Annotated in this window: 22 protein-coding genes and 1 other RNA gene; 16 read left to right on the top strand and 7 right to left on the bottom strand. The window is 62.0% G+C overall.

From position 1 onward, the window contains the following. Genes ACOOEX_RS17060 through ACOOEX_RS17050 form a run of 3 tightly spaced genes read left to right on the top strand, consistent with a single transcriptional unit; the run spans position 1 to position 1,229 of the window. On the top strand, positions 1-480 hold the full coding sequence (locus ACOOEX_RS17060; RefSeq protein ID WP_420395951.1) for a protein phosphatase: 480 nt from the start codon (positions 1-3) through the stop codon (positions 478-480). Further along, positions 477-902, top strand: coding sequence for a hypothetical protein (locus ACOOEX_RS17055; protein ID WP_420395950.1), 426 nt, complete (start codon positions 477-479; stop codon positions 900-902). The genes ACOOEX_RS17060 and ACOOEX_RS17055 overlap by 4 nt, the downstream gene beginning before the upstream one ends. Before the next feature lie 9 nt (positions 903-911). After that, the gene (locus ACOOEX_RS17050; RefSeq protein ID WP_420395949.1) at positions 912-1,229 is read left to right on the top strand and encodes a hypothetical protein; all 318 of its coding nucleotides are present in this window, start codon (positions 912-914) and stop codon (positions 1,227-1,229) included. Positions 1,230-1,235: 6 nt separating this feature from the next. Here the strand turns inward: ACOOEX_RS17050 and rsgA are convergent, their stop codons facing one another. Then, on the bottom strand, positions 1,236-2,276 hold the full coding sequence (rsgA, locus tag ACOOEX_RS17045) for a ribosome small subunit-dependent GTPase A (RefSeq protein ID WP_420395948.1): 1,041 nt from the start codon (positions 2,274-2,276) through the stop codon (positions 1,236-1,238). A gap of 156 nt (positions 2,277-2,432) precedes the next feature. After that, positions 2,433-2,531: signal recognition particle sRNA small type (gene ffs / locus ACOOEX_RS17040), an RNA gene on the bottom strand. Positions 2,532-2,636: 105 nt separating this feature from the next. On the opposite strand from ffs, the gene ACOOEX_RS17035 reads away from it, so the two are divergent. Further along, positions 2,637-3,476, top strand: coding sequence for a neutral zinc metallopeptidase (locus tag ACOOEX_RS17035; RefSeq protein WP_420395947.1), 840 nt, complete (start codon positions 2,637-2,639; stop codon positions 3,474-3,476). Between the two features lie 5 nt (positions 3,477-3,481). On the opposite strand, the gene ACOOEX_RS17030 is transcribed toward ACOOEX_RS17035, so the two are convergent. Then, a complete protein-coding gene (locus ACOOEX_RS17030; RefSeq protein ID WP_420395946.1) occupies positions 3,482-5,320 on the bottom strand; it encodes a bifunctional 2',3'-cyclic-nucleotide 2'-phosphodiesterase/3'-nucleotidase in 1,839 nt (612 codons plus the stop codon). Between the two features lie 171 nt (positions 5,321-5,491). Between ACOOEX_RS17030 and nudC the strand changes: the two genes are divergently transcribed. Together nudC and ACOOEX_RS17020 are read left to right on the top strand one after the other, a co-directional pair. Beyond that, a complete protein-coding gene (gene nudC, locus ACOOEX_RS17025; RefSeq protein WP_420395945.1) occupies positions 5,492-6,463 on the top strand; it encodes an NAD(+) diphosphatase in 972 nt (323 codons plus the stop codon). A gap of 46 nt (positions 6,464-6,509) precedes the next feature. Further along, positions 6,510-6,986: a hypothetical protein gene (locus ACOOEX_RS17020; protein WP_420395944.1), complete on the top strand. Its 477-nt coding sequence runs from the start codon at positions 6,510-6,512 to the stop codon at positions 6,984-6,986. A gap of 3 nt (positions 6,987-6,989) precedes the next feature. On the opposite strand, the gene ACOOEX_RS17015 is transcribed toward ACOOEX_RS17020, so the two are convergent. Beyond that, positions 6,990-7,820 (bottom strand): prephenate dehydratase, encoded by an 831-nt coding sequence (locus tag ACOOEX_RS17015; RefSeq protein WP_420395943.1) that lies wholly within the window; start codon positions 7,818-7,820, stop codon positions 6,990-6,992. 108 nt (positions 7,821-7,928) lie between these two features. Between ACOOEX_RS17015 and ACOOEX_RS17010 the strand changes: the two genes are divergently transcribed. From ACOOEX_RS17010 to ACOOEX_RS16990, 5 genes are all read left to right on the top strand, one after another. Next, entirely contained in the window at positions 7,929-8,456 is a 528-nt protein-coding gene (locus ACOOEX_RS17010) for a c-type cytochrome (RefSeq protein WP_420395942.1), read from the top strand. A 157-nt stretch (positions 8,457-8,613) separates the two neighbouring features. Beyond that, the gene (locus ACOOEX_RS17005; protein WP_420395941.1) at positions 8,614-10,494 is read left to right on the top strand and encodes an extracellular solute-binding protein; all 1,881 of its coding nucleotides are present in this window, start codon (positions 8,614-8,616) and stop codon (positions 10,492-10,494) included. A 6-nt stretch (positions 10,495-10,500) separates the two neighbouring features. Further along, the gene (locus ACOOEX_RS17000) at positions 10,501-11,655 is read left to right on the top strand and encodes a microcin C ABC transporter permease YejB (RefSeq protein WP_420395940.1); all 1,155 of its coding nucleotides are present in this window, start codon (positions 10,501-10,503) and stop codon (positions 11,653-11,655) included. 3 nt (positions 11,656-11,658) lie between these two features. Next, positions 11,659-12,780, top strand: a complete 1,122-nt coding sequence (locus tag ACOOEX_RS16995) for an ABC transporter permease (protein ID WP_420395939.1) — start codon at positions 11,659-11,661, stop codon at positions 12,778-12,780. Further along, positions 12,777-14,369 carry an ABC transporter ATP-binding protein gene (locus ACOOEX_RS16990; protein WP_420395938.1) on the top strand — a complete coding sequence of 531 codons (1,593 nt, stop codon included), beginning with the start codon at positions 12,777-12,779 and terminating at the stop codon, positions 14,367-14,369. The genes ACOOEX_RS16995 and ACOOEX_RS16990 overlap by 4 nt, the downstream gene beginning before the upstream one ends. A 15-nt stretch (positions 14,370-14,384) precedes the next feature. On the opposite strand, the gene hemN is transcribed toward ACOOEX_RS16990, so the two are convergent. Further along, entirely contained in the window at positions 14,385-15,740 is a 1,356-nt protein-coding gene (gene hemN, locus ACOOEX_RS16985) for an oxygen-independent coproporphyrinogen III oxidase (protein WP_420395937.1), read from the bottom strand. A gap of 85 nt (positions 15,741-15,825) precedes the next feature. Between hemN and fnrL the strand changes: the two genes are divergently transcribed. Continuing rightward, a complete protein-coding gene (gene fnrL, locus ACOOEX_RS16980; protein WP_071689262.1) occupies positions 15,826-16,572 on the top strand; it encodes a transcriptional regulator FnrL in 747 nt (248 codons plus the stop codon). A 15-nt stretch (positions 16,573-16,587) separates the two neighbouring features. On the opposite strand, the gene ACOOEX_RS16975 is transcribed toward fnrL, so the two are convergent. Together ACOOEX_RS16975 and ACOOEX_RS16970 are read right to left on the bottom strand one after the other, a co-directional pair. After that, positions 16,588-16,728: a hypothetical protein gene (locus ACOOEX_RS16975; RefSeq protein ID WP_158514300.1), complete on the bottom strand. Its 141-nt coding sequence runs from the start codon at positions 16,726-16,728 to the stop codon at positions 16,588-16,590. Positions 16,729-16,903: 175 nt separating this feature from the next. After that, positions 16,904-17,743 carry a universal stress protein gene (locus ACOOEX_RS16970; protein ID WP_420395936.1) on the bottom strand — a complete coding sequence of 280 codons (840 nt, stop codon included), beginning with the start codon at positions 17,741-17,743 and terminating at the stop codon, positions 16,904-16,906. Between the two features lie 197 nt (positions 17,744-17,940). On the opposite strand from ACOOEX_RS16970, the gene ccoN reads away from it, so the two are divergent. From ccoN to ccoP, 4 genes are read left to right on the top strand one after another with little or no spacing between them, the layout of a single operon-like run. Continuing rightward, positions 17,941-19,545 carry a cytochrome-c oxidase, cbb3-type subunit I gene (ccoN, locus tag ACOOEX_RS16965; protein WP_420395935.1) on the top strand — a complete coding sequence of 535 codons (1,605 nt, stop codon included), beginning with the start codon at positions 17,941-17,943 and terminating at the stop codon, positions 19,543-19,545. Between the two features lie 13 nt (positions 19,546-19,558). Next, positions 19,559-20,281 carry a cytochrome-c oxidase, cbb3-type subunit II gene (ccoO, locus tag ACOOEX_RS16960; RefSeq protein WP_071689247.1) on the top strand — a complete coding sequence of 241 codons (723 nt, stop codon included), beginning with the start codon at positions 19,559-19,561 and terminating at the stop codon, positions 20,279-20,281. A 14-nt stretch (positions 20,282-20,295) separates the two neighbouring features. Further along, entirely contained in the window at positions 20,296-20,514 is a 219-nt protein-coding gene (locus ACOOEX_RS16955; RefSeq protein ID WP_127562891.1) for a cbb3-type cytochrome c oxidase subunit 3, read from the top strand. Continuing rightward, positions 20,511-21,413, top strand: a complete 903-nt coding sequence (ccoP, locus tag ACOOEX_RS16950) for a cytochrome-c oxidase, cbb3-type subunit III (protein ID WP_420395934.1) — start codon at positions 20,511-20,513, stop codon at positions 21,411-21,413. The genes ACOOEX_RS16955 and ccoP overlap by 4 nt, the downstream gene beginning before the upstream one ends. The last annotated feature ends 462 nt before the right edge of the window (positions 21,414-21,875 follow it).

Below are 21,875 nucleotides of genomic sequence, written 5' to 3'. Positions count from 1 at the left end.
GTGGCAGAGTTTTCAATATCAGAGCTGGCGGCGGCGGTTGGGGTGCTTGGCATCTGCCCGCTGCCTGGGCGGTTCCGGGACTATCGCACCGATCTGGTGGAGGTGCTGGACTGGCGGCCTGAGGTCGTCTTGACCATGACAACCGTGCCCGAAATGGCGCGGCACGGGGCGGACCGGCTGGGGCAGGACCTGATGCAGGCCGGTGTTCGATGGGTCCACCTGCCGGTGGAGGATTTCGGGATACCCTCCGATGAGGTTGAAGCGATATGGCCGGATCTGGGTCCGGTCCTGGCACGGGGCGGCCGGGTGCTGGCCCATTGCTATGGCGGCTGTGGCCGGTCCGGCATGGCGCTGCTGCGGCTGATGGTCGAGGCCGGCGAAGACGGGCCGGATGCTCTGCGTCGACTTCGGCGCGTCCGCCCCTGCGCCGTGGAAACCGACGCGCAGCGGGTCTGGGCATTCGCGGGAGGTGCGGTGTGACGGCCTATCTGATGCCAACGCAGGAATCTGGCGCAGCGCTGGCCCGGCGTGGGATCGAAGGGCCGGTCGTCATGCTGAACCTTCTGCGCCTGCGGGATGTGGCGGACTATTCAGCATCGCCTGATCTTGCCCCAGACAAACCGATCTCGGGCCGGGAGGCGTTTGACCTCTACATTGCCCATACCCTGCCATTGCTTCGGGACAGCGGCGGGGAGCTTTTGTTCTTGGGGGATGGCGGTGCCTTCCTGATTGGACCGCCTGAGGAGAGATGGGATCTGGCCATGCTGGTGCGTCAGAATTCGGTCGAGCGGTTCTTCGCCTTTGCGCGGGATGAGGCGATCATGGCGGGGATCGGGCATAGAACCGCGGCCATCGAGGACGCCCGTCTGCTACCGCTGGCCGAAGCGCGGTTGGCGGGGTAGGCTGTCGCCATGACGGAAATGCGTCGACATACCGGCCTGAAAATCCTGCTGTTGCTTTGGCTGGCCATCATGGTCGGGTCGTTTCTGGCGTTTCAGTGGACAGCCGAAACAGGCGACGGGTTCACGCGCGGACTGAACCGGGTGATGGCGTTCGTCGGCTGGCAATTCGCCGGGCTGATCATTGCGCTGATCTGCCTGTTTCTGCGGGCGAAGGTGGACTGGGGCCGGCCCCTGCGCTGGATCGCATTGGTGCCGGCCCTTGTGGCGGGGACGCAGGTCTTGGCCTTCGTGGCCATGTATCTTGCGGCCTCTGCCGGTATGCTCTGACCCAGGTCAGCGCCGGTACCGGTCCTTTTCCTTCATGACCGACCGGACAAGCTTGCCAAAGCTTTTGTCCCGCGCCCGTGCCTCGGCCAGTGTTTCGGAATTGCGGGCATCCTCGGCCTGCAACTTGCGCCAGCGGCGCAGGCGGTCGGGGTCAACCTCTCCGGCTTCGATGGCGGCGCGGATGGCGCAACCCGGTTCGGTCTCATGCGCGCAATCGGAGAAGCGGCAGCTTTGGGCCAGATCATCCAGATCGGCAAAGACTGCGTCCACGCCGTCCCGCGCATCGGACAGGCGCAGGGCGCGCATACCGGGTGTGTCGATCAACCAGCCGCCAGCGCGAGTCCGATGCAAGCCCCGCGCGGTGGTGGTGTGGCGGCCTTTGGCGTCGTCCTCGCGAATGCCTGCGGTTGCGACGAGATCACCGGTCAGCGCATTGGACAGGGTGGATTTTCCAACGCCGGACGACCCGACAAGGGCCAGTGTCTGCCCTCCCCTGCAACAAGGTGCCAGCAACGCGGCGTCATCGTGGTCGGTGGCGTTCAAGGCCAAGGCGGTGACGAGCGGCGACAGCCGTTCAGCCCGACGGACATAGCTGCGTGGATCGTCCGTCTGATCGGCCTTGGTCAGGATCACCAAAGGCAGGCATCCGGCGGTCGCGGCAAGCGCAAGATAGCGTTCCAGCCGCGCCTCGTTGAAATCGGCATTGCAGGAAGTGACGATGCCAAGCGTATCGACATTGGCGGCAATCAGCTGCCTTTCCGCCCCGGTGCCCGCCGCACGGCGGGTCAGTTCGGTCAGCGGATCAAGTCGGCGAGTCACCTTCTGGCCGGCCGGGCCGGTCAGGACCCAATCGCCAACAGCGAACTGACCTGTGGTCATGTCAGAGGGCGGCACCAGCAGATGCTCACCCTCAGGCGAAAGTCCCATCAACCGGTCGCGGGCGACCGAAGTCAGGCGGCGGGCATAATTGGTTTGCGCAGGATCATCAGCGATCTGCGCGGCGAAATGGGCCGACCATCCGAGGTCGGCAAGAGTCAGGTGTTTCAATGATCTGGTTCCCGGAACACACGTAAGACAAGCCCCAAGGGGCGGTTCGCTTTACGGCCGGGCGGACGGTGCCTAGGTCAGATCGTCTGACGGATCAGGCAGCGCGGGCCCGGAGGGATGTGACAATATCCATGAATCCTCCGGCGGCTGGTGTGGTGGTGAGAGGCTGGACATCGACCCAAGCGGGGCTCGTTGTGGCTGCTACCTTCCGGTCCTGACCAGGTTGGCGAGGCGCTTGCCCGCGCCAACCTCTCGACTCGGGATGTAGGCGATCTGTGTCCGTTTCGCAAGGGCAGGGCTTCCCCGATTGCACGCCAAGGCGCTAGACTGCCGCACGCTATTTGAGACAGGAGATTTCCCATGCGCCTTCGAGGAGTGAACCGCAGCCGCAACGTGATCGACAGGCGTGGTCGGGGTGGCCGGGCCGCGGGCGGCATCGGGGGCGTAGGACTGCTGGTGGTGCTGGCCATCGGCTATTTCACCGGGGTGGATGTGACGGGGCTTCTGGATCAGGCGCCCCCATCTCAGCAATCGTCAGAATCGCGCGAACTGACCCAAGCCGAACAGCAGGCGGGCGATTTCGTTGCGCGGGTGCTGACCACGACGGAAACCGTCTGGACGGAGGTGTTCCCCGATCAGCTTGGCCGCAGCTACGGCGCCCCTCAATTGGTGCTGTTCAGCGAAGTTACTCAGAGCGGTTGCGGCGGGGCGTCGGGATCGTCCGGGCCGTTCTACTGCCCGGCCGATCAGCGCGCCTATCTTGACACCGCGTTCTTCGGCTTCATGTCTCAGCGGCTTGGGGCCGGGGGCGATTTTGCCGCCGCCTATGTGATTGCCCATGAGGTTGCCCATCATGTGCAGAACGAGCTTGGCATTCTGGGGCAGGTCCACCAGCTGCGCGCCACGATGAACGAGCGCGAGGCGAATGCGCTACAGGTGCGGGTGGAGCTTCAGGCCGACTGCCTATCCGGGGTCTGGGCCTATCACGTCTCGGACCTTCTTGAGACGGGCGATCTGGAGGAGGCATTGAACGCCGCTGAGCGGATCGGGGATGACTATCTACAGGCCCGAGCCGGTCGGCAGGCGAACCCGCATACGTTCACCCATGGCACTTCGGCGCAGCGGATGCGCTGGTTCCAGAACGGTCGTGCGTCTGGCGCGGTCGCGGATTGCGATACGTTCAGCGCTGCGCAGTTATAAGCGCGTCAGAGCGTCATTCCAAAACGGTAGAACCCGTTCGGGGCGGGCCCGAGCGGGCGCAAGCCCAAAGCCGCCGCGCGGTTGGAATGCGCCACCGCGCCGGGCCCTGTCTCGTAGGTGACGTCCGTCCCGCCCAAGGGCGTGAAACGCCATGTCGGTTGAGCGCTTGGGCGGATCGGAGCAGTGTCGCCGATATGGTCTGCCAGCAATTTGCGCACCGCAAGCGGGCTTTGCAGCACAGTCTCTCCCCGCGCCGCTGCCGGATGGTGCCCGCCCCCGGCAGCGCGATAGCTGTTGGTGACGACCAGGAACTCATCCCCGCGTGCCACGTCTCGGCCCTTGTAGCGCAGATCCCGGATGCGACCGGGGCCGGGGAAAACCTGTTCCCCGTCTGCCGAGTAGCGCGCGGGCTGCGAGACGTTGATGGAATAGTGCAGCCCGAACAGCACGTCGAAATTGTAGCTGGAGAAGCCGGGGTCGAGCAGCGCCTGTCCCTGCGCGCCGGGGGTGATCTGCAGAAAGGCGCTGGCGCTGCGTTCCAGCCAGTCGGTCAGGTCCGCGCCGGTCACGCGCAGCACCTGTAACGTATTTGGAAAGGCGTAGAGATCGGCTGCGTTCCGGATGGTCAGGGGGCCTACGGGGATGTCCGTGTAATATCCCGGCCCACCACGCCCGCCGCCCTTGAACGGGGCCACGGCGGACAGGAGCGGAAGACCGTTCAGCGGGTGCCCTTCCAGCGCGCGGCTGGCATGGGTCAGGGTTGCCTCTGCCATGAAAGCGAGCGTCGGGCTGTCCCCGGCCAACGCGAAATAGGTTTCCAGCGGTGCAAGTGTTTCGCCGATTGGCCGCCGTGTGTGGACGAGTGTCTGTTCGTGACTGTCTTCCGACTGGGACAGGATGGCTGGCGAGGCCGGAACCGGACCCTCCTTTGGCAAAACCGGATGAACGCAGGAGAAGGCATCGCGGATCTGCCAGCCGTCGCGGTAGATCAGATCGAGCGTGATCTGTCCCAGGTGCGATCCGAAGAAACCCGGCTGCACGACGGGCACGCCGTGGATCAGCCCCTTGTCCGAGCCATCGGGAAAGACCCGATGTGTGTGCCCCGCGACGATGGCATCCATCGCGTCCGAGGCTGCCAAGGGCAGCAGGGCGTTTTCCAGATCGGGCGCGTCTTGGTCCGGCCCCTGCCCGGAATGGCACAGCGCGATGACCAGATCGGCCCCAGCTTTTCGCAGGGCCTTTGCCTCTGTCCTTGCGGTCTCGACAATCGGGCGTGTCTGGACCTTCCCGCTCAAAAGCGTGTTGTCCCATTTCGTGATCTGCGGCGGTGTCAGACCGACAACGCCAATGCACAGGATTTCGGTACCGCCATCGGTCGCGTGCAATTCTCGGTTCAGGATGACAGAGCGGGGTAACAGGGATGTGCCGTGGGCCCGATCGACATTTGCAAGCACAACGGGGAACTCCGCACTTTCAACGGACGCCTCCAGGAACGGCAGCCCGTAGTTGAAATCATGGTTGCCCACGGTCGCGGCGTCATAGCCCATGTGGTTCATCGCGGCGATCATCGGGTGCGGGGCGGTCAGGCCCCGTTCCTGCGCCACATCGCCCAGGGGGGTGCCCTGAAGCGTGTCGCCATTGTCGAAGAGCAGACAGTTCGGTTCTGCTGCCCGCAGCCTGTCGACCAGCGTCGCGATACGGGCCAGGCAGGGGTCACCCGCCTCACCGTCGAGATAGTAGTTATAGGGGCGCAGGTTCGCGTGCAGGTCGGTCGTCGCCAGCACCACGAGCCGCAAATGCCGTCCCTCTGCCGGTTTGGCTGGCCGGTCTGCCTCAGTCCGCATGAGATGTCTTTTCTGGTCGTCCTGTCCTCGGACCTACTAGACCAACTGGCCCGGAAATTACCAGCGACGCGCGGATGCGGATTTCCGGTTTGCGCCTGTTTCCCGCTTCTGCGACATTCCTGCCATAGCAACCTTAAAAAAGGTTAACGGATTCAAGCGGGAAGCAGGGACATGAAGCTTGCGGAGACAGTCACCTTCGGGGGATCGGGCCTCGATCGGGCGGCGCCGATGCGCGCGGATGAGGCCGTGCTTGCTGCGGCGCTGGAGAATGGGCGCGGCAGCGTGCTGCCCATCTGGCGTGGCAAACCGTTGATGGAGGAGCACGAGGGAGGATTGCGGCTGGTCTGGGTGCAAGGCAACCATCCTATGCTTGCCGATGCGCCTGCCGAACGCCTGTTTCTAGGCGATGACGAGGGGGCCTTGCGCTTTGCCGCCGATATCTCTCGTTGGCAACCGGAGGATCTGGATGCGGATCAGCTCAACTCCTTCGCGGATCAAAGCGTGCAGGCCCATCCCGCCGCCTCTCACGGTCAGCTCTTCCGGGAACTGCGTCTTGCCATGACCTTGCTGACCCCGCGAGACGCTGAACTGGCGGCCACCGCCAAGGCGATGCTCAGCTGGCACCGGTCGCACCGGTTCTGTGCCTGCTGCGGGACCGAAAGCCGGATGACACAGGCGGGCTGGCAACGGACTTGCCCCGATTGCGGTGCACATCACTTCCCGCGCACTGACCCGGTGGTCATCATGCTGATCACCCATGGCAACGACCTGCTGCTTGGCCGGTCGCCGGGCTGGCCCGAGGGCATGTATTCGCTGCTGGCAGGCTTCATCGAGCCGGGCGAGACGATGGAGGCCGCCGTGCGCCGTGAAGTGGCGGAGGAAACGGCGGTGCAGGTGGGCCGCGTGGGCTACCTCGCGAGCCAGCCCTGGCCCTATCCATCCTCGCTGATGTTCGGATGTTGGGGCGAGGCGCTGAGCCGGGATATCACCCTTGATCCGGCAGAGCTGGAAGACGCCCTGTGGATCAGCCGGGAAGAGCTGGCCGAGGCCCTTGCGGGCTGTCACCCGACCCTGCTGCCGGCCCGGAAAGGGGCGATTGCACAGTTTCTTATGGAAAACTGGCTTGCAGACAGGCTGGACTGACGGGCAAACATAGACAGACTGACGATTGTAACGGGGACAGACCAGTATGATTTTCGAGACCAGAGAAGACGTTGATGTCCCCCGCGATTTCGCGTTCAGCCGCTTTGCCGATTTTACCCGCTACGAAGCGTCCGCCCGCCAATACGGAGCCGATATCCGCCGGGTTAACGGCTTCACCGAGATCGCAGAGGGTTGTTCCTGGCGCGGATCGGCGGTTGTGCGCGGCAAGGCGCGCGGGGTTGAGGCCGTCATCACCCGGCTGAACCGCCCAGACCATGCCCAGATGAAAACCACCGTTGGGGGTATGACCGTAGATGTCGACCTGTATTTCGAGGACCTGGGGCCAGAGAAAACGCAGGTGCGGGTGACGGCTCACCTGAAGGCGACCACGCTGGCGGCAAGGTTGATCCTGCAAACGGTCAAGCTGGCGCGGCGCCAGATCCAGGGCAAGATCGATTCGCGGATCGTGGCCCTGGCCAACGAATATGAGGACGAATACCGCCGCCAGCAGGCGCGCGGATAGGCCTCAGTCGCGCAGCCGGTCTGCTGGGTAGGTTCCCAGAATGTGCAGATGCGAGGTGAAGTATTTCAGCTCATCCATCGCAAGTTGCACGTTCTTGTCATCCGGGTGGCCCTCGATATCGGCATAGAACTGCGTCGCAGTAAAGCTGCCGCCGACCATGTAGCTTTCCAGCTTGGTCATGTTCACGCCATTGGTGGCAAAGCCGCCCATGGCTTTGTAAAGCGCCGCCGGAATGTTTCGCACCTGAAAGACGAAGGTTGTCATCATGTGATCGGCCCGCCGGGTCATTTCGGGCTGCTGAGACATGATCAGGAAGCGCGTGGTGTTCTGATCGTGATCCTCGATATGACGCGCCAGCACGTCGAGCCCATAGATCTCGCCCGCCAGTTCCGAGGCCAGGGCCGCATGGGCCGGGTTGCCCTTTTCCGCGATGTCGCGGGCCGCGCGGGCATTGTCCGGGCTGACGCGCCCCTTGATCTGATGCTTGCGAAGGAAGCCCGCGCATTGCGGCAGCAATACCAGATGGCTCCAGGCATCTGTGATGTCAGCAATGGAACTGCCGGGAACCCCCAGCAGGTTGATATGCACCCGCACGAAGGCCTCATCGACTATATGCAAACCGCTGTCGGGCAGCAGGCGGTGGATATCGGCCACGCGGCCATAGGTGGAGTTTTCCACCGGCAGCATCGCCTCGACCGCCGCGCCGCTCCGTACGGCCTCGATCACGTCCTCGAACGTGGCGCAGGGCAGGGCCTCCAGATGCGGGCGTGCCTGGTGGCAGGCCTGATGCGAATAGGCTCCGGGTTCTCCCTGAAAGGCGATACGAGCGGTCATTTCACTGACTTTCTTCAACAAGGGCGTTCTGTCGCGCTGACTACACCTTGCAAGCCGGGCAGGAAAGCCGGTAGATACCCGCCAACGCGAAATGTGGATGGGATAACCATGTTTGACACGATGACCCTCACCAAGGCCGTTGGCGGCGTCTGCGCAGCCTGGCTTGTTCTGCTTCTTGGCGGTTGGGCTGCTGACGGCCTTTATAGCGTCGGTGGCGGACACGATGCTCATGGCGAACATCTCGCCGGATATGTGATCGACACCGGTGACGGCGATCATGCGGAAGAGGAAGAGGTGGAGGCAGTGCCCTTCTCCGAATACCTCGCTGCCGCTGACCCCGCCGATGGCGAAGGCGCGTTCCGGGCCTGCCGTAGCTGCCATTCGGTCGAGCCTGGCCAGAACGGAACCGGCCCGTCGCTCTATGGCGTGGTCAACAGCGATATCGCATCGGTCGAAGGATTTGGCTATTCCGGCACCCTGGAAGGGCTGGAAGGCAACTGGACGCCGGAAGCGCTTAGCAGCTTCCTTGAGAACCCGCGCGCATATGCGCCCGGTACCGCCATGTCCTATTCTGGGATGCGCGACGTGGAAGATCGTGCGGCGATGGTGGCCTACCTGGACTCGCTTGACGATTGATTCGCCGCAGATGCGCAGGATTTGGCCGCCTTCGGGGCGGCCTTTTTCTTTTCCGGGTCACGAAAATGTAATTCGCCTTGAACGAAGGCGGGGCTGGTCCTTAGGGTATCGGCACCCATAACTATACAAAGCAGGATATTTCGCAGTGGAGCGCAGCATGACCCGAACCCGCCAAGCGACCCGACCCGCCGTTTCCTGGTGGATGGCCTTGCCCCTGCTGGCCGCATCGGTTCTGGCCACCCCCGGTTTTTCGCAGGACGGTGACCTGATCGTCACCCACGGCGTCTCGACCTTCGGCGATCTGCGCTATGGCCCCGATTTCGAGCATCTGGACTACGTGAATCCCGACGCCCCGCAGGGCGGAGAGTTTTCCTTCGCCTGGTCGGGATCGTTTGATTCGCTGCACCCCTATACCCGGCAGGGGCGCCCGGCGCTTCTGGCCTCGATCTTCTTCGAGTCGATGCTGGAGGGCACGTCGGATGAGATCGGCAGTTCCTACTGCCTTCTTTGCGAAAGCATCGCCTATCCCGAGGACCGATCTTACGTGATTTTCACCCTGCGCGAGGAGGCGCGCTTTTCCGACGGCACCCCTGTTACCGCCGATGACGTGGTGTTCAGCTATGAGATCCTTCGCGACGAGGGGCTGCCGTCCTTCCGCGCTTCGATCGGGCTGACCATTGCCGGGGCGGAAGTTCTGGATGATCGCCGCGTTCGTTTCGACTTCAACCCCGAGGCCCCGCTGCGCGGCCGCATCGACAATGCCGGCGGCCTGCCGGTTTTCAGCCGCGCCAGCCATGAAGCATCCGGGCTGGATTTCGATGAAAGCCGGTTGGAGCCGCTGATCGGATCGGGCCCCTACATTGTGGGCCGTATCGAGGTGGGAGAGCGGACCGTCTTCCGCCGCAATCCCGATTACTGGGGCAATGATCTGCCGATCAACCAGGGCCGCCACAACTACGATGCGATCCGAATCGAGTATTACGGCGACGCGATTGCCGCATTCGAAGGCTTTACGGCAGGCCAATATACCTTCCGTCAGGAAAGCAGTTCCGCCCAATGGGCCACGGCTTATGACTTCCCCAAGCTGGAACAGGGGCTGGTCGTGCGCGAAGAAATCCCGGACGGAACCATTTCCTCCGGCCAGAGCTTCGTGATGAACTTGCGCCGCCCGCAGTTTCAGGACGTGCGCGTGCGCGAAGCCATTTCGTTGATGTTCAACTTCGAATGGACGAACCAGACCCTGTTCTACGGTCTTTACACGCCGAACGTGTCGTTCTGGGAAAACACCGATCTGTCCGCGATCGGTATGCCCTCTGACGCGGAGTTGGCGCTGCTGGAACCGCTGGCCGACATTCTGCGCCCCGAGGTGTTGAGCGAGCCGGTCTATACAATTGAGCCGGCGAACCCGGACCGGTCCTTCGACCGCCGCCGCGCAAGGCAGGCCCTGCGCCTGCTGGAAGAGGCCGGGTGGACGCCCGGCGATGACGGGATGCTGCGCAACGCGGCGGGGGACACGCTGGAAATCGAGTTCCTCAATGCCAGCCCGCTCTTTGACCGGATCATCAACCCCTACGTCGAAAACCTGCAGGCCATCGGTATTGATGCGCGCCTGAACCGGGTCGACAATGCCCAGTTCAGCCAGCGGGAACGGGATTATGATTTCGACATCATCACCGACCATTTCCCGATGAGCTATGAGCCCGGATCGGGCCTGCGCCAGTATTTCGGTTCGGCCACGGCGAATGACTCGGTCTTCAACCCCGCTGGTGTGGCCGACCCGGCCGTGGATGCGCTGGTCGAAGCGGTTGTCGATGCGGAAACGCAAGAAGAGCTGAATGTCGCGGTCAGCGCGCTGGACCGCGTCCTCCGGTGGGAACGGTTCCGCGTGCCGCAATGGTACAACCCCAACCACTGGGTGTCCTATTACGACATGTACCGTTACCCCGAGAACCTGCCGCCCTATTCGCTCGGCTTCCTCGATTTCTGGTGGATCGACCCGGATGCCGAGGCCGCCCTGCGCGACGCAGGAGCGTTCTAAGCCAACATGGGCGCCTATATTCTCAGACGGCTGTTGCTGATGATCCCGACGCTGATCGGGATCATGGTGATCAACTTTGCCCTCGTGCAATTCGTGCCCGGTGGCCCGATCGACCAGATCATGGCCGAACTGGAGGGCGAAGGCGACGTCTTTGCCGGTATCTCCGGCGGCGGGGCGGAGGCCGGTGGCGCGGAGCTTGGGGGCGAAGACAATTACCTTGGCGCCCGCGGGCTGCCGCCCGATTTTATCGCCGAGCTGGAGGTGGAGTTCCACTTCGCCCGGATCGTCTGCGAAGACGGCTATGCCGGTGAACCCGATATCGAGGCCGAGGAATGCACGACCGAGGATATCCCGGCAATGGAACGCTTCTTCCTGATGATGTGGGACTATATGCGCTTCGATTTCGGAGAGAGCTATTTCCGGTCCATCTCGGTTGTCGATCTGGTGCTGGAAAAGATGCCCGTTTCCATCACCCTTGGTCTCTGGTCCACGGTCATCGCCTATATCGTCTCGATCCCGCTTGGTATCCGCAAGGCGGTGAAGGACGGAAGCCGGTTCGATACCGTGACCAGCGGTGTCATCATCGTAGCCTACGCGATCCCCGGTTTCCTCTTCGCAATCCTGTTGCTGGTCCTGTTTGCAGGCGGATCTTACTGGCAATGGTTCCCGTTACGGGGCCTCACCTCAGACAATTGGGAGGAGTTGAGCCTGATCGGCAGGGTGCTGGACTATTTCTGGCACATCACGCTGCCGGTGCTGGCCTCGACCATTTCCGCCTTTGCGACGCTGACGCTGCTGACCAAGAACAGTTTTCTCGACGAGATCAAGAAGCAATATGTGATGACCGCCAAGGCCAAGGGGCTGAGCGAAGGCAGAGTGCTTTATGGCCACGTTTTCCGAAACGCGATGCTGATCGTGATCGCGGGCTTTCCGGCGGTGTTCGTATCGGTGTTCTTCGGCGGGTCGCTGATCATCGAGACGATCTTCTCGCTTGATGGCTTGGGGCGGCTTGGGTTTGAGGCGGCGGTCAGCCGGGACTACCCTGTGATCTTCGGCACGCTCTTTGTCTTCGGTCTGATCGGGCTGGTCGTGGGGCTGTTCTCGGACCTCATGTATATCTGGATCGACCCCCGGATCGATTTTGAATCGAGGGAGACCTGAGCCATGCGTCTTCCCCGCCTCTCCCCCCTGAACCGACGCCGCTGGCGCAATTTCAAGGCCAACCGCAGGGCGCTCTGGTCGCTTTGGATCTTCGGCATCCTGTTTGTCCTGTCGCTCTTTGCAGAGCTACTGGCCAATGACCGCCCGCTTCTGGTCAGCTATCGCGGTGACCTCTACACGCCGATCGTTGCTTTCTACCCCGAGACGGAGTTCGGCGGAGATTTCCGAACCGAGGCTGTCTATCGGGATATCGAGGTGCAATGCCTGATCATATCCGGTGGAGCGGATGCCTGTTGGGACGATCCCGAAGCGATCATCGCTGCCGCGCAGGATGGATCTCTGGAGGATGATTTTCCGGAATTTTACCGCGGTTGGCTGATCTGGCCGCCGGTGCCCTATAGCTACAACACCGTCAACGATATCGGTGGCGCGGCCCCGTCCGCGCCCGATGCGAACCACTGGCTTGGCACCGATGACACCGCTCGCGACGTGCTGGCCCGCGTGATCTATGGCTTCCGGCTGAGCGTTGCCTTCGCTTTGATCGTGACCTTCCTGACCTCGGTCATCGGCATCGCGGCGGGTGCGGTTCAGGGCTATTTCGGCGGGTTGGTGGACCTCTTGTTCCAACGGGTGATTGAGCTGTGGGGGGCGACCCCGAGCCTTTACATCATCATCATCGTGGCGGCGATCTTCCGAATGGATTTCTGGCTACTCGTCTTCCTCATGACACTCTTCGGCTGGACGGCGCTTGTCGGCGTGGTCAGGGCAGAGTTCCTGAGGGCGCGGAATTTTGAATATGTCCGGGCTGCCCGGGCGCTTGGGGTGGATAACGGCACGATCATGTTCCGCCATGTGCTGCCCAATGCAATGGTGGCGACGCTGACGATGCTGCCCTTTATCGTGACGGGCACCATCGGGTCGCTTGCTGCGCTCGATTTCCTTGGTTTCGGCCTGCCCTCCTCTGCCCCGTCGCTCGGCGAACTGACGTTACAGGCAAAGAACAACCTTCAGGCCCCATGGCTCGGCTTCACAGCCTTCACGGCCTTCGCCTTCATGCTGTCGCTGCTCGTCTTCATCTTCGAAGGCGTGCGCGATGCGTTCGACCCCAGAAAGACCTTCCAATGACGTTGCTTCAGGTCAGGAACCTGTCGGTGAGCTTCACCCAGGACGGCGCCACGACGGATGCCGTGAAGAATGTCAGCTTCGAGGTCGGCAAGGGCGAAACCGTGGCTTTGGTGGGCGAGTCCGGGTCGGGCAAGTCGGTCACGGCGCTGTCGACCGTGTCGCTGCTGCCCGAAAGCGCCGAAGTGTCGGGATCGGTTCGGTACCTAGGCACCGAGATGATCGACGCACCCGAGGCGGATCTGCGCCGTGTGCGTGGCAACGATATCAGCTTCATCTTTCAGGAGCCGATGACCTCACTGAACCCGCTGCATACGATCGAGAAGCAGTTGGGGGAAAGCCTCGCCCTGCACCAGAACCTGACCGGAGGAGATGCCCAGGCTCGCATTCTGGAATTGCTGCGCAAGGTTGGCATCCGCGACCCCGAAACCCGCCTGCGCGCCTATCCGCACCAATTGTCGGGCGGGCAGCGGCAGCGGGTGATGATCGCCATGGCCCTGGCCAACGGGCCAGATCTACTGGTGGCGGACGAACCCACGACGGCGCTCGACGTGACCATTCAGGCGCAGATCCTCGAATTGCTGGCTGATCTGAAACGGTCCGAGAGGATGAGCCTGCTGTTCATCACCCATGATCTGGGCATCGTGCGGCGCATCGCCGATAAGGTTTGCGTCATGAAGGGCGGCGAGATCGTGGAGGCTGGCCCAACGGAAGACATCTTCGCCAACCCGCGACATCCCTATACCCGCTCCCTGCTGGCGGCAGAGCCTTCGGGCGAACCCGACCCGGTGCCGGACCACGCGGAGGAGATTGTCAGCACGGAAAACCTGCGTGTCTGGTTCCCGATCCAGCGCGGGTTGTTGCGCAAGACGGTTGGCCATGTGAAGGCGGTGAATGAGGCCACGATTTCCGTGCGTCAGGGTGAGACGCTCGGGGTCGTCGGTGAATCCGGGTCCGGCAAGACCACACTGGCCCTGGCGATTCTGCGGCTGCTGTCCTCCGAGGGGCGGATTTCCTTTGTGGGCAATGATATCGCCGGATGGAATTCCACCCGCATCCGACCGCTGCGCAAGGATATGCAGGTGGTGTTTCAGGACCCTTACGGGTCGCTGTCGCCGCGAATGACCATTGAACAGATCGTGGCCGAGGGGCTGAGTGTTCATGAGGTTGCGGGCAATCACAATAGTTATGAGCTTGTGGCGGATATCCTGACAGAAGTGGGGCTGGACCCCGACATGATGCACCGCTACCCGCACGAGTTTTCAGGTGGCCAGCGGCAGCGCATCGCGATCGCGCGGGCGATGATCCTGAACCCGAAGCTGGTGGTGCTGGACGAACCGACAAGCGCGCTTGATATGACGGTTCAGGTGCAGATCGTCGATCTGCTGCGGCGGCTGCAAAAACGGCACAACCTGGCCTATCTGTTCATCAGTCATGACCTGAAGGTGGTGCGCGCCCTGAGCCACAAGGTGATCGTCATGAAGCAGGGCGATATCGTCGAGGCGGGCACCAATGCCGAGATCTTCCGTAACCCCCGAACGGCCTACACGAGGGAACTGATGGCAGCAGCCTTCGGGCAGACCCGCGTCTGAGCTGGGCCGCACGGTTCAGATGGCTGAGCTGTGGCCCTCTTCGCGCATCTCGTATTCATCGAAGGCGCGCGCGATCAGCCGGGTCAGCGCACGGCCTTCCTGCCGCACCTGAAAGCCTTTGGCATCCCATGTCACCATGGCGGGAAATGCCTGCTCTGCCGTGCGGTACAAAGTTTCCAGCTGCTGATTTCCAATCCCGAAATCGCGGCGGATTTCGGCAGTGTCGATATGAAAATCGCACATCAGTGCCTCGATCAGCCTTGCGCGCAGGCGGTCTTCGCCCTTGAAGCAATGACCCCGACCGGTGGCGAGTTCCCCGGCGCGGACCGCTTTCTGATAGTCGGCGGTGCCCGACGCATTCTGCGCGAAGCCTTGCGGGAATTTCGAGATGGCGGACGCGCCAAGTCCAATCAGCACGTCACAGGTATCGTCCGTATAGCCCTGGAAGTTGCGCCGCAGATGCCCGGTTTTGGCGGCCACGGCCAAGCCATCATCGGGTTTTGCAAAATGGTCGATGCCGATGTCCTGATAGCCGTCCCATTTGAACAGGCGGCGGGCGGTTTCAAAGAGTTCCAGCCGTTCTTCCGGGCGAGGCAGGGAATCCGTCGGGATCATGGCTTGCCGCCGTGCCATCCACGGCACATGCGCATAGCCGTACAGCGCGACCCGGTCAGGCGAGAGCGACAGAAGCATCTGGACTGAATCCGAAATCCGCTTCTGGTTCTGTTCCGGCAAGCCAAATAGGATATCGGCATTCAGCGAGGTGATGCCACGTGCGCGCAGCTGTTCCACAGCATCGCGGGTGACCTCGTAGCTTTGGATGCGGCCGATGATCTTCTGAATGCCAGGGTCGAAATCCTGCACCCCAATCGAGGCGCGGTTCAGCCCGGCACCGGCCAGCGCGTCCAGCCGCGCGGCGTCGATCTCGTTGGGGTCGATCTCGACAGAAAACTCCAGGTCCTTTGAGTATGGGAATGCCCGCGCCAGTTCCTCGGCCAGATCGGTGATCATGGCATCGGACAGCAGCGTCGGGGTGCCCCCACCCCAATGCAGGCGCGCGACCTCGACCCCTTCGGGCAGCATCGCGCCGATCTTGCGGATTTCCTGCTTCAACGTCTCCAGATAGGCGCGGACAGGTTCGTCGCTGCGCACACCCTGGGTACGGCAGGCACAGAACCAGCACAGCCTGCGACAGAAGGGCACGTGCAGATACAATGAAACCCGCGTTGCGGCGGGTATTGTATTGATCCAGTCCGCGTACACGCCTGAATCCACGTCGTTCGAGAACTTCGTGGCAGGCGGATAGCTCGTGTAACGCGGGACTTTAGCCTCGAAGAGTCCGAGGCGACGAAGTTGCGCAAGGTTTTCCATTGCGATAGCTTTAGGGGGCGCAGGACAGGCTGTATTTGATCGAGATCAAATGTCGAAATTTCGAGCGGAGCTTAAGGAAACGCAAATGCCCAATCGATCGCTGGCACTCTCGGAAATGGCATGTGCGGATTGCCCGATCCGGCACCGCGCCGTTTGCGCCCGTTGCGAAAGCGATGAGCTCGAAAAACTTGACGCGATCAAGTATTACAGGCGTTTCGAGGCCGGGCAGACCATAGCCTGGGCCGGCGACAAGATGGATTTCGTGGCCTCTGTCGTCGAGGGTGTTGCCTCGCTCACTCAGACCATGGAAGACGGTCGCCGCCAGATGGTTGGCCTGCTTTTGCCAAGCGATTTCCTGGGTCGTCCGAACCGCGAATCAGTGTCCTACGATGTGACCGCTGCGACCGATGTCATGTTGTGCTGTTTCCGTCGTGTCCCGTTTCAGGGTTTGATCGAAGAAACACCGCATCTCAGCCAGCGGCTTCTGGAAATGACGCTGGATGAGTTGGACGCGGCGCGGGAATGGATGCTGCTTTTGGGGCGCAAGACCGCAAGGGAAAAGATCGCGAGCTTCCTGTCGATTATTGCGCGGCGCGATGCGAGTTTAAAAAACGCGAAAAATGCGACGGAATTGGCGTTCGATTTGCCGCTGACCCGCGAGGCAATGGCCGATTATCTGGGCCTGACGCTGGAAACCGTGAGCCGCCAGATGTCTGCGCTGAAGCGCGACGGCGTGATCGAGTTGAAGGGCAAGCGCCATATCATCGTGCCGGATGTCGAGGCGCTGATGGATGAAACCGGCGATGACGCTGATGGCGGCGTCTATATCTGACCGGATCCTGAAATTTCAGATGCTGGCGAAATCGGTGAAGATCTGACCGGGCGCGCGGGGCTTGTCGGCGGCAACGCGAACGCGGCGGTCGGATGTGCGGGCGATGTCGGCAGTGGCGGGGCGCGGGCGGGGCTGGTGATGGGCGGTGCAGAACATTGGTTTGGGTCCTATATGTGTGTTCGGGCTATGCGACTCACTATAGTGTAAAAAAAACACTTACACAACGGAAAACTCATACCGGCCTAATTTTGTTTCGATTTCAGACTGTTGCCCAAAGGAAAGGGGCACCCTGCGGATGCCCCTCCTACCGATGCAGCTGGATCGACGCAGCCTAGTGAGCCATCAGCACCGGAACTTCGGCCTGCTCAAGAAGATTGCGGGTTGCCCCACCCAGAATGGCCTCGCGGAAGCGGGAATGCCCGTAGGCCCCCATCACCAGCAATTCTGCATTCTGATCGGAGACATGGCGCAGGATCATGTCAGACACGCGCGGCAGGGTCTTGGCGACAATCGAAACCTCGACCTTCACCCCATGGCGGTTCAGCATCTCGGACAGCTCGCTGCCGGGGTCGGCGCTGTCGGTGCTGTGGGTCTGCGGGTCGATGATCAGGATGTTGACCTCGCCCGCCGCAACCAAAAGGGGTAGGGCACGGCGCACCGCCGACATCGCCTCGGCGCTTTCGTTCCAGGCAATGACGACCTTGGAGGGCGTGGTGCCGGGCGCTGCGTCGCCGGGAAGGACCATCACCGGCGCTTGCCCCTGGAACATGGCGGATTCGACGATCACCGGCGCATCCATCGTTCGGTTCGGCCCATATGGTTTGGGAAGCATTACCAGATCGGCAAAGCGCGCGCGCCGTGCCACAAGCCCCGCGACCGTGGCGGTCTGGGCAACCACGGCATCGACACCCCAGCTGACCTCGGTGCGGCCAAGCCGTTCGCGTACGGCCGCTTCGATGTCCTTGGCCTCGCTTTGTGCCTGCATCAGGGTCTCTTCATGCATCAGCGCGGTGGCCCCGGCAAAATAATACCCGGTCTGGGTCCGGTCGATGCCAAGGCAAAGCACGTTCAGATGCGCACCCTCGGACCGAACGAAGGGCAGGGCGGCTTCCAGCACCGGCCCCACATCGGCAAGATCGGTAATAACGGTGAAAACGGTTTTGTAGGCCATGATTGGTCCTCCGTGGCTGCTGATTAATCATTATCGTGCACGTCACGGACACACATTGACCTGCATCAACAGGAACCTTCGTCAAACTTGACATGGATCAAGGCCCCAATGCTGCACCTGCGCGATTTGGAGGCAGATGGAACAGTCCCGGAAGGCTCTACCCGAGTCGGCACCGGGGCACGACGAAGGGACGATCTATGCTTGATTATCTAAAGCTACTGATCCTTGGCCTGGTTGCAGTGCTGGCTGCAATCGCGGCCAGTTATGCCCGGGACATGATCTATATGATCCATATGATCCTGGTCATGGTGACAGCAGCAGGGCTTTTCCTGTGGCAGCTGCGCCGTACAGATGAACCGGTACCGGCTGAGGTGCTGGAAACGGAATACATGGACGGCCCGGTTCGGGTCGGCGTGGCACTGACGGCCTTCTGGGGCGTTGTGGGCTTCCTTGTGGGGGTCTTCATCGCATTTCAGCTGGCCTTCCCCGAGCTCAACTTCGAATGGGCGCAAGGGTATCTCAACTTCGGCCGCCTGCGCCCGCTGCACACCTCGGCGGTGATCTTTGCATTCGGCGGCACCGGCCTTCTGGCCTCGTCCTTCTATGTCGTGCAGCGGACCTCTGCCGCGCGCCTGTGGGGCGGCGGTCTGGCCTGGTTCGTGCTGTGGGGTTACCAGTTCTTCATCCTGCTGGCCGCAACGGCCTATGTTCTGGGTGGGACACAGGGCCGCGAATATGCAGAGCCCGAGTGGTATATCGACCTGTGGCTGACCATTGTCTGGGTGGCTTACCTGCTGCTCTTCCTCGGTACGCTGCTGAAGCGGAAGGAACCCCACATCTACGTGGCCAACTGGTTCTACCTCAGCTTCATCGTCACCGTTGCCATGCTGCATGTGGTGAACAACCTGGCCGTGCCGGTGTCGATCTTCGGCTCGCGCTCCGTCTCACTGATGTCAGGCGTTCAGGATGCCATGACCCAGTGGTGGTACGGCCACAACGCCGTGGGCTTCTTCCTGACCGCGGGCTTCCTGGGCATGATGTACTACTTCATTCCGAAGCAGGCTGAGCGTCCGGTCTATTCCTACAAGCTGTCGATCATCCACTTCTGGGCCCTGATCTTCCTGTATATCTGGGCTGGTCCTCACCACCTGCACTACACCGCGTTGCCGGATTGGGCCTCGACCCTTGGCATGGTGTTCTCGGTCGTGCTGTGGATGCCCTCCTGGGGTGGCATGATCAACGGTCTGATGACGCTCTCGGGCGCATGGGACAAGCTGCGCACGGACCCGATCCTGCGGATGATGGTGACCTCGGTGGCCTTCTACGGCATGTCGACCTTCGAAGGTCCGATGATGTCGATCCGCGCGGTGAACTCGCTGTCGCACTACACCGACTGGACCATTGGGCACGTGCATTCCGGTGCGCTCGGCTGGAACGGGATGATCACCTTCGGGATGCTCTACTACCTCGTTCCCAAGCTTTGGGGCCGCGAGCGGCTCTACAGCCTGCGGATGGTCAGCTGGCACTACTGGCTCGCCACCATTGGCATCGTGCTCTACGCGGCGTCCATGTGGGTGACCGGTATCATGGAAGGCCTGATGTGGCGTGAAGTCGACGCGCAAGGCTTCCTCGTGAACAGCTTCGCCGACACCGTGGCCGCCAAGTTCCCGATGTATGTGGTCCGTGGCCTGGGTGGGACGATGTTCCTCGGGGGTGCGCTGATCATGTCCTACAACCTCTGGATGACCGTGCGGAAAGGGGCTGCCAAGGCAGACACCACCGTTGCGGCACCCGCAGAATAAGGAGGGAACCAAGATGGCTTTTCTCGACGGACACAAGAAGATCGAGACCAACGCGACCCTCCTGCTGGTGCTGAGCCTTGGGGTGGTCACCGTCGGCGGGATCGTGGAAATCGCCCCCTTGTTCTACCTGGACAACACGATCGAGGAAGTGGAGGGCATGCGCCCCTACTCCCCGCTCGAACTAACCGGGCGCGAAATCTACATTCGCGAAGGGTGCTATGTCTGCCACAGCCAGATGATCCGCCCGATGCGGGACGAGGTGGAACGCTACGGGCACTACAGCCTCGCGGCAGAGTCCATGTATGACCACCCGTTCCAGTGGGGATCGAAGCGGACGGGGCCTGACCTTGCCCGCGTCGGTGGCCGCTACTCGGACGAATGGCATGTGGATCACTTCACCGATCCGCAGTCGGTGGTGCCGGAATCGGTGATGCCGTCCTACGGCTACCTTGCCGAGACCGAGATCGAGCCCGGCTATATCGCCGATCTCATGGCGACGCACCGGATCGTGGGTGTGCCCTATACTGACGACATGATCGAGCAGGCGGCCTACGACTTTGTCGAACAGGCCACCGATTTCGGTGATGACGCGGTGGCGGAACGCTATCCCGGGGCGCAGGTGCGCGATTTTGACGGAAATCCGGCTGTGACCGAGATGGATGCTCTGATCGCCTACATGCAGATGTTGGGCACGCTGGTCGACTTCTCGACCTTCACGCCCGACGAAAGCCGGTAATGGGGGCCTGACAGATGGAAGATACCTACACCATCATGCGGGTCTTCGCGGGAAGCTGGGGACTGGTTTTCATGTTCCTCGTCTTCGTCGTTGTGATCCTGTTCACCTTGCGGCCGGGTAGCCGCAAGGTCCATCAGGACACCGCGAACATCCCCTTCCGCCATGACGACAAGCCGGCCCGGGCGCCTTTGCCCGGCGCCCAGGACGCCCATCTTACGGAGGCGCGGCAATGACCGAAGAAAAACATCCCGAAGAACAGATCCTGCAAGAGGGTGATCCGAATACCACCGGTCACATCTGGGATGGGATCAAGGAGTTCGACAACCCGATGCCGCGTTGGTGGCTATGGACCTTCTATGCCACGATCGCCTGGGGCGTGATCTATACCGTGCTCTATCCGGCCTGGCCCTTGGTCAGTTCCGCGACATCCGGTGTTCTGGGGTATTCGACCCGGGGCGAAGTGGCTGCCGATATCGCAACCTTCGAAGAGATGAACGCTCCGATCCGTGCGCAGATCGAAGAGGTGGAGCTTGCGGCGATCAATGCCGACGAGAACCCCGACCTCTACAACTACGCAATCCAGGGCGGCGGCGCGATCTTCCGCACTTGGTGTGCGCAGTGCCACGGTTCTGGCGCGGCTGGTGCGGTTGGCTATCCCAACCTGCTGGATGATGACTGGTTGTGGGGCGGCTCGATCGACGAGATCCACTACACGATCAGCCACGGCATCCGGAACGAGGACGACTTCGATGCCCGCTACTCCGAGATGACCGCCTTCGACGAGATCCTGTCGGATGAGGAAATCACGAGTGTTGTGCAGTATGTCCGCAACCTGTCGAACCAGGAACATGACGCGACGCTTGCCGCCGCAGGCGAAGAGGTGTTCATCAACAACTGTGCATCCTGCCACATGGATGACGGTACCGGAGACCGGTTCCTCGGCGCCCCCAACCTGACCGACGCCATCTGGCTCTATGGTGGGGATGAGGCATCGCTGGAACACACCGTGCGCTTCTCCCGCTTCGGTGTAATGCCTCCGTGGTCGGCGGAAGCCAGCGCCGCCGGTCGTCTCAGCGAAGCCGAGATTCGTTCGGTATCCATCTACGTCCACTCTCTGGGCGGCGGGGAGTAATCCCCGACACAAGATCCGAAGACCCCTCCCGGTCTTCGGTGCACGGTGCCGGCCTTGGTCCTGTTCGCGCGTTTCCTACAGGGCCGGCACCAAAACAGACAAGAGATCCCAAAGGCCCCTCCCGGCCGGCGGGACTGGTGTCGGCCCTGGTCCTGTTCGCGCGTTTCCTGCAGGGCCGACACCACAAGAGACAAGAGATCCGGAGGCCCCTCCCGGCCGATGGAAAGGGTGTCGGTTCTGGTCCTGTTCGCGCGTTTCCTGCGGAACCGACACCTACCTTGTCCCGCGCGGCACCTGTCATGACGCAGTCTCCCTTGTGCAGGTCACAGCAATCCTGCGTGGGCTGACCCATCCGCAGATCCGACCCCAGAGCGCTGGTCATATGCCGACCTTGCCCCAAGGCCGGTTGGTTCGCTTCAGGCGGGGATATTGTCGCATCAGGCTGCAAAACCTATTCCGGCA

This window comes from Nioella sp., assembly GCF_965215655.1.
Classification (GTDB): domain Bacteria; phylum Pseudomonadota; class Alphaproteobacteria; order Rhodobacterales; family Rhodobacteraceae; genus Nioella.
Note: the sequence above shows the minus strand (reverse complement) of the source record. Positions and strands in the feature narration are given on the sequence as shown.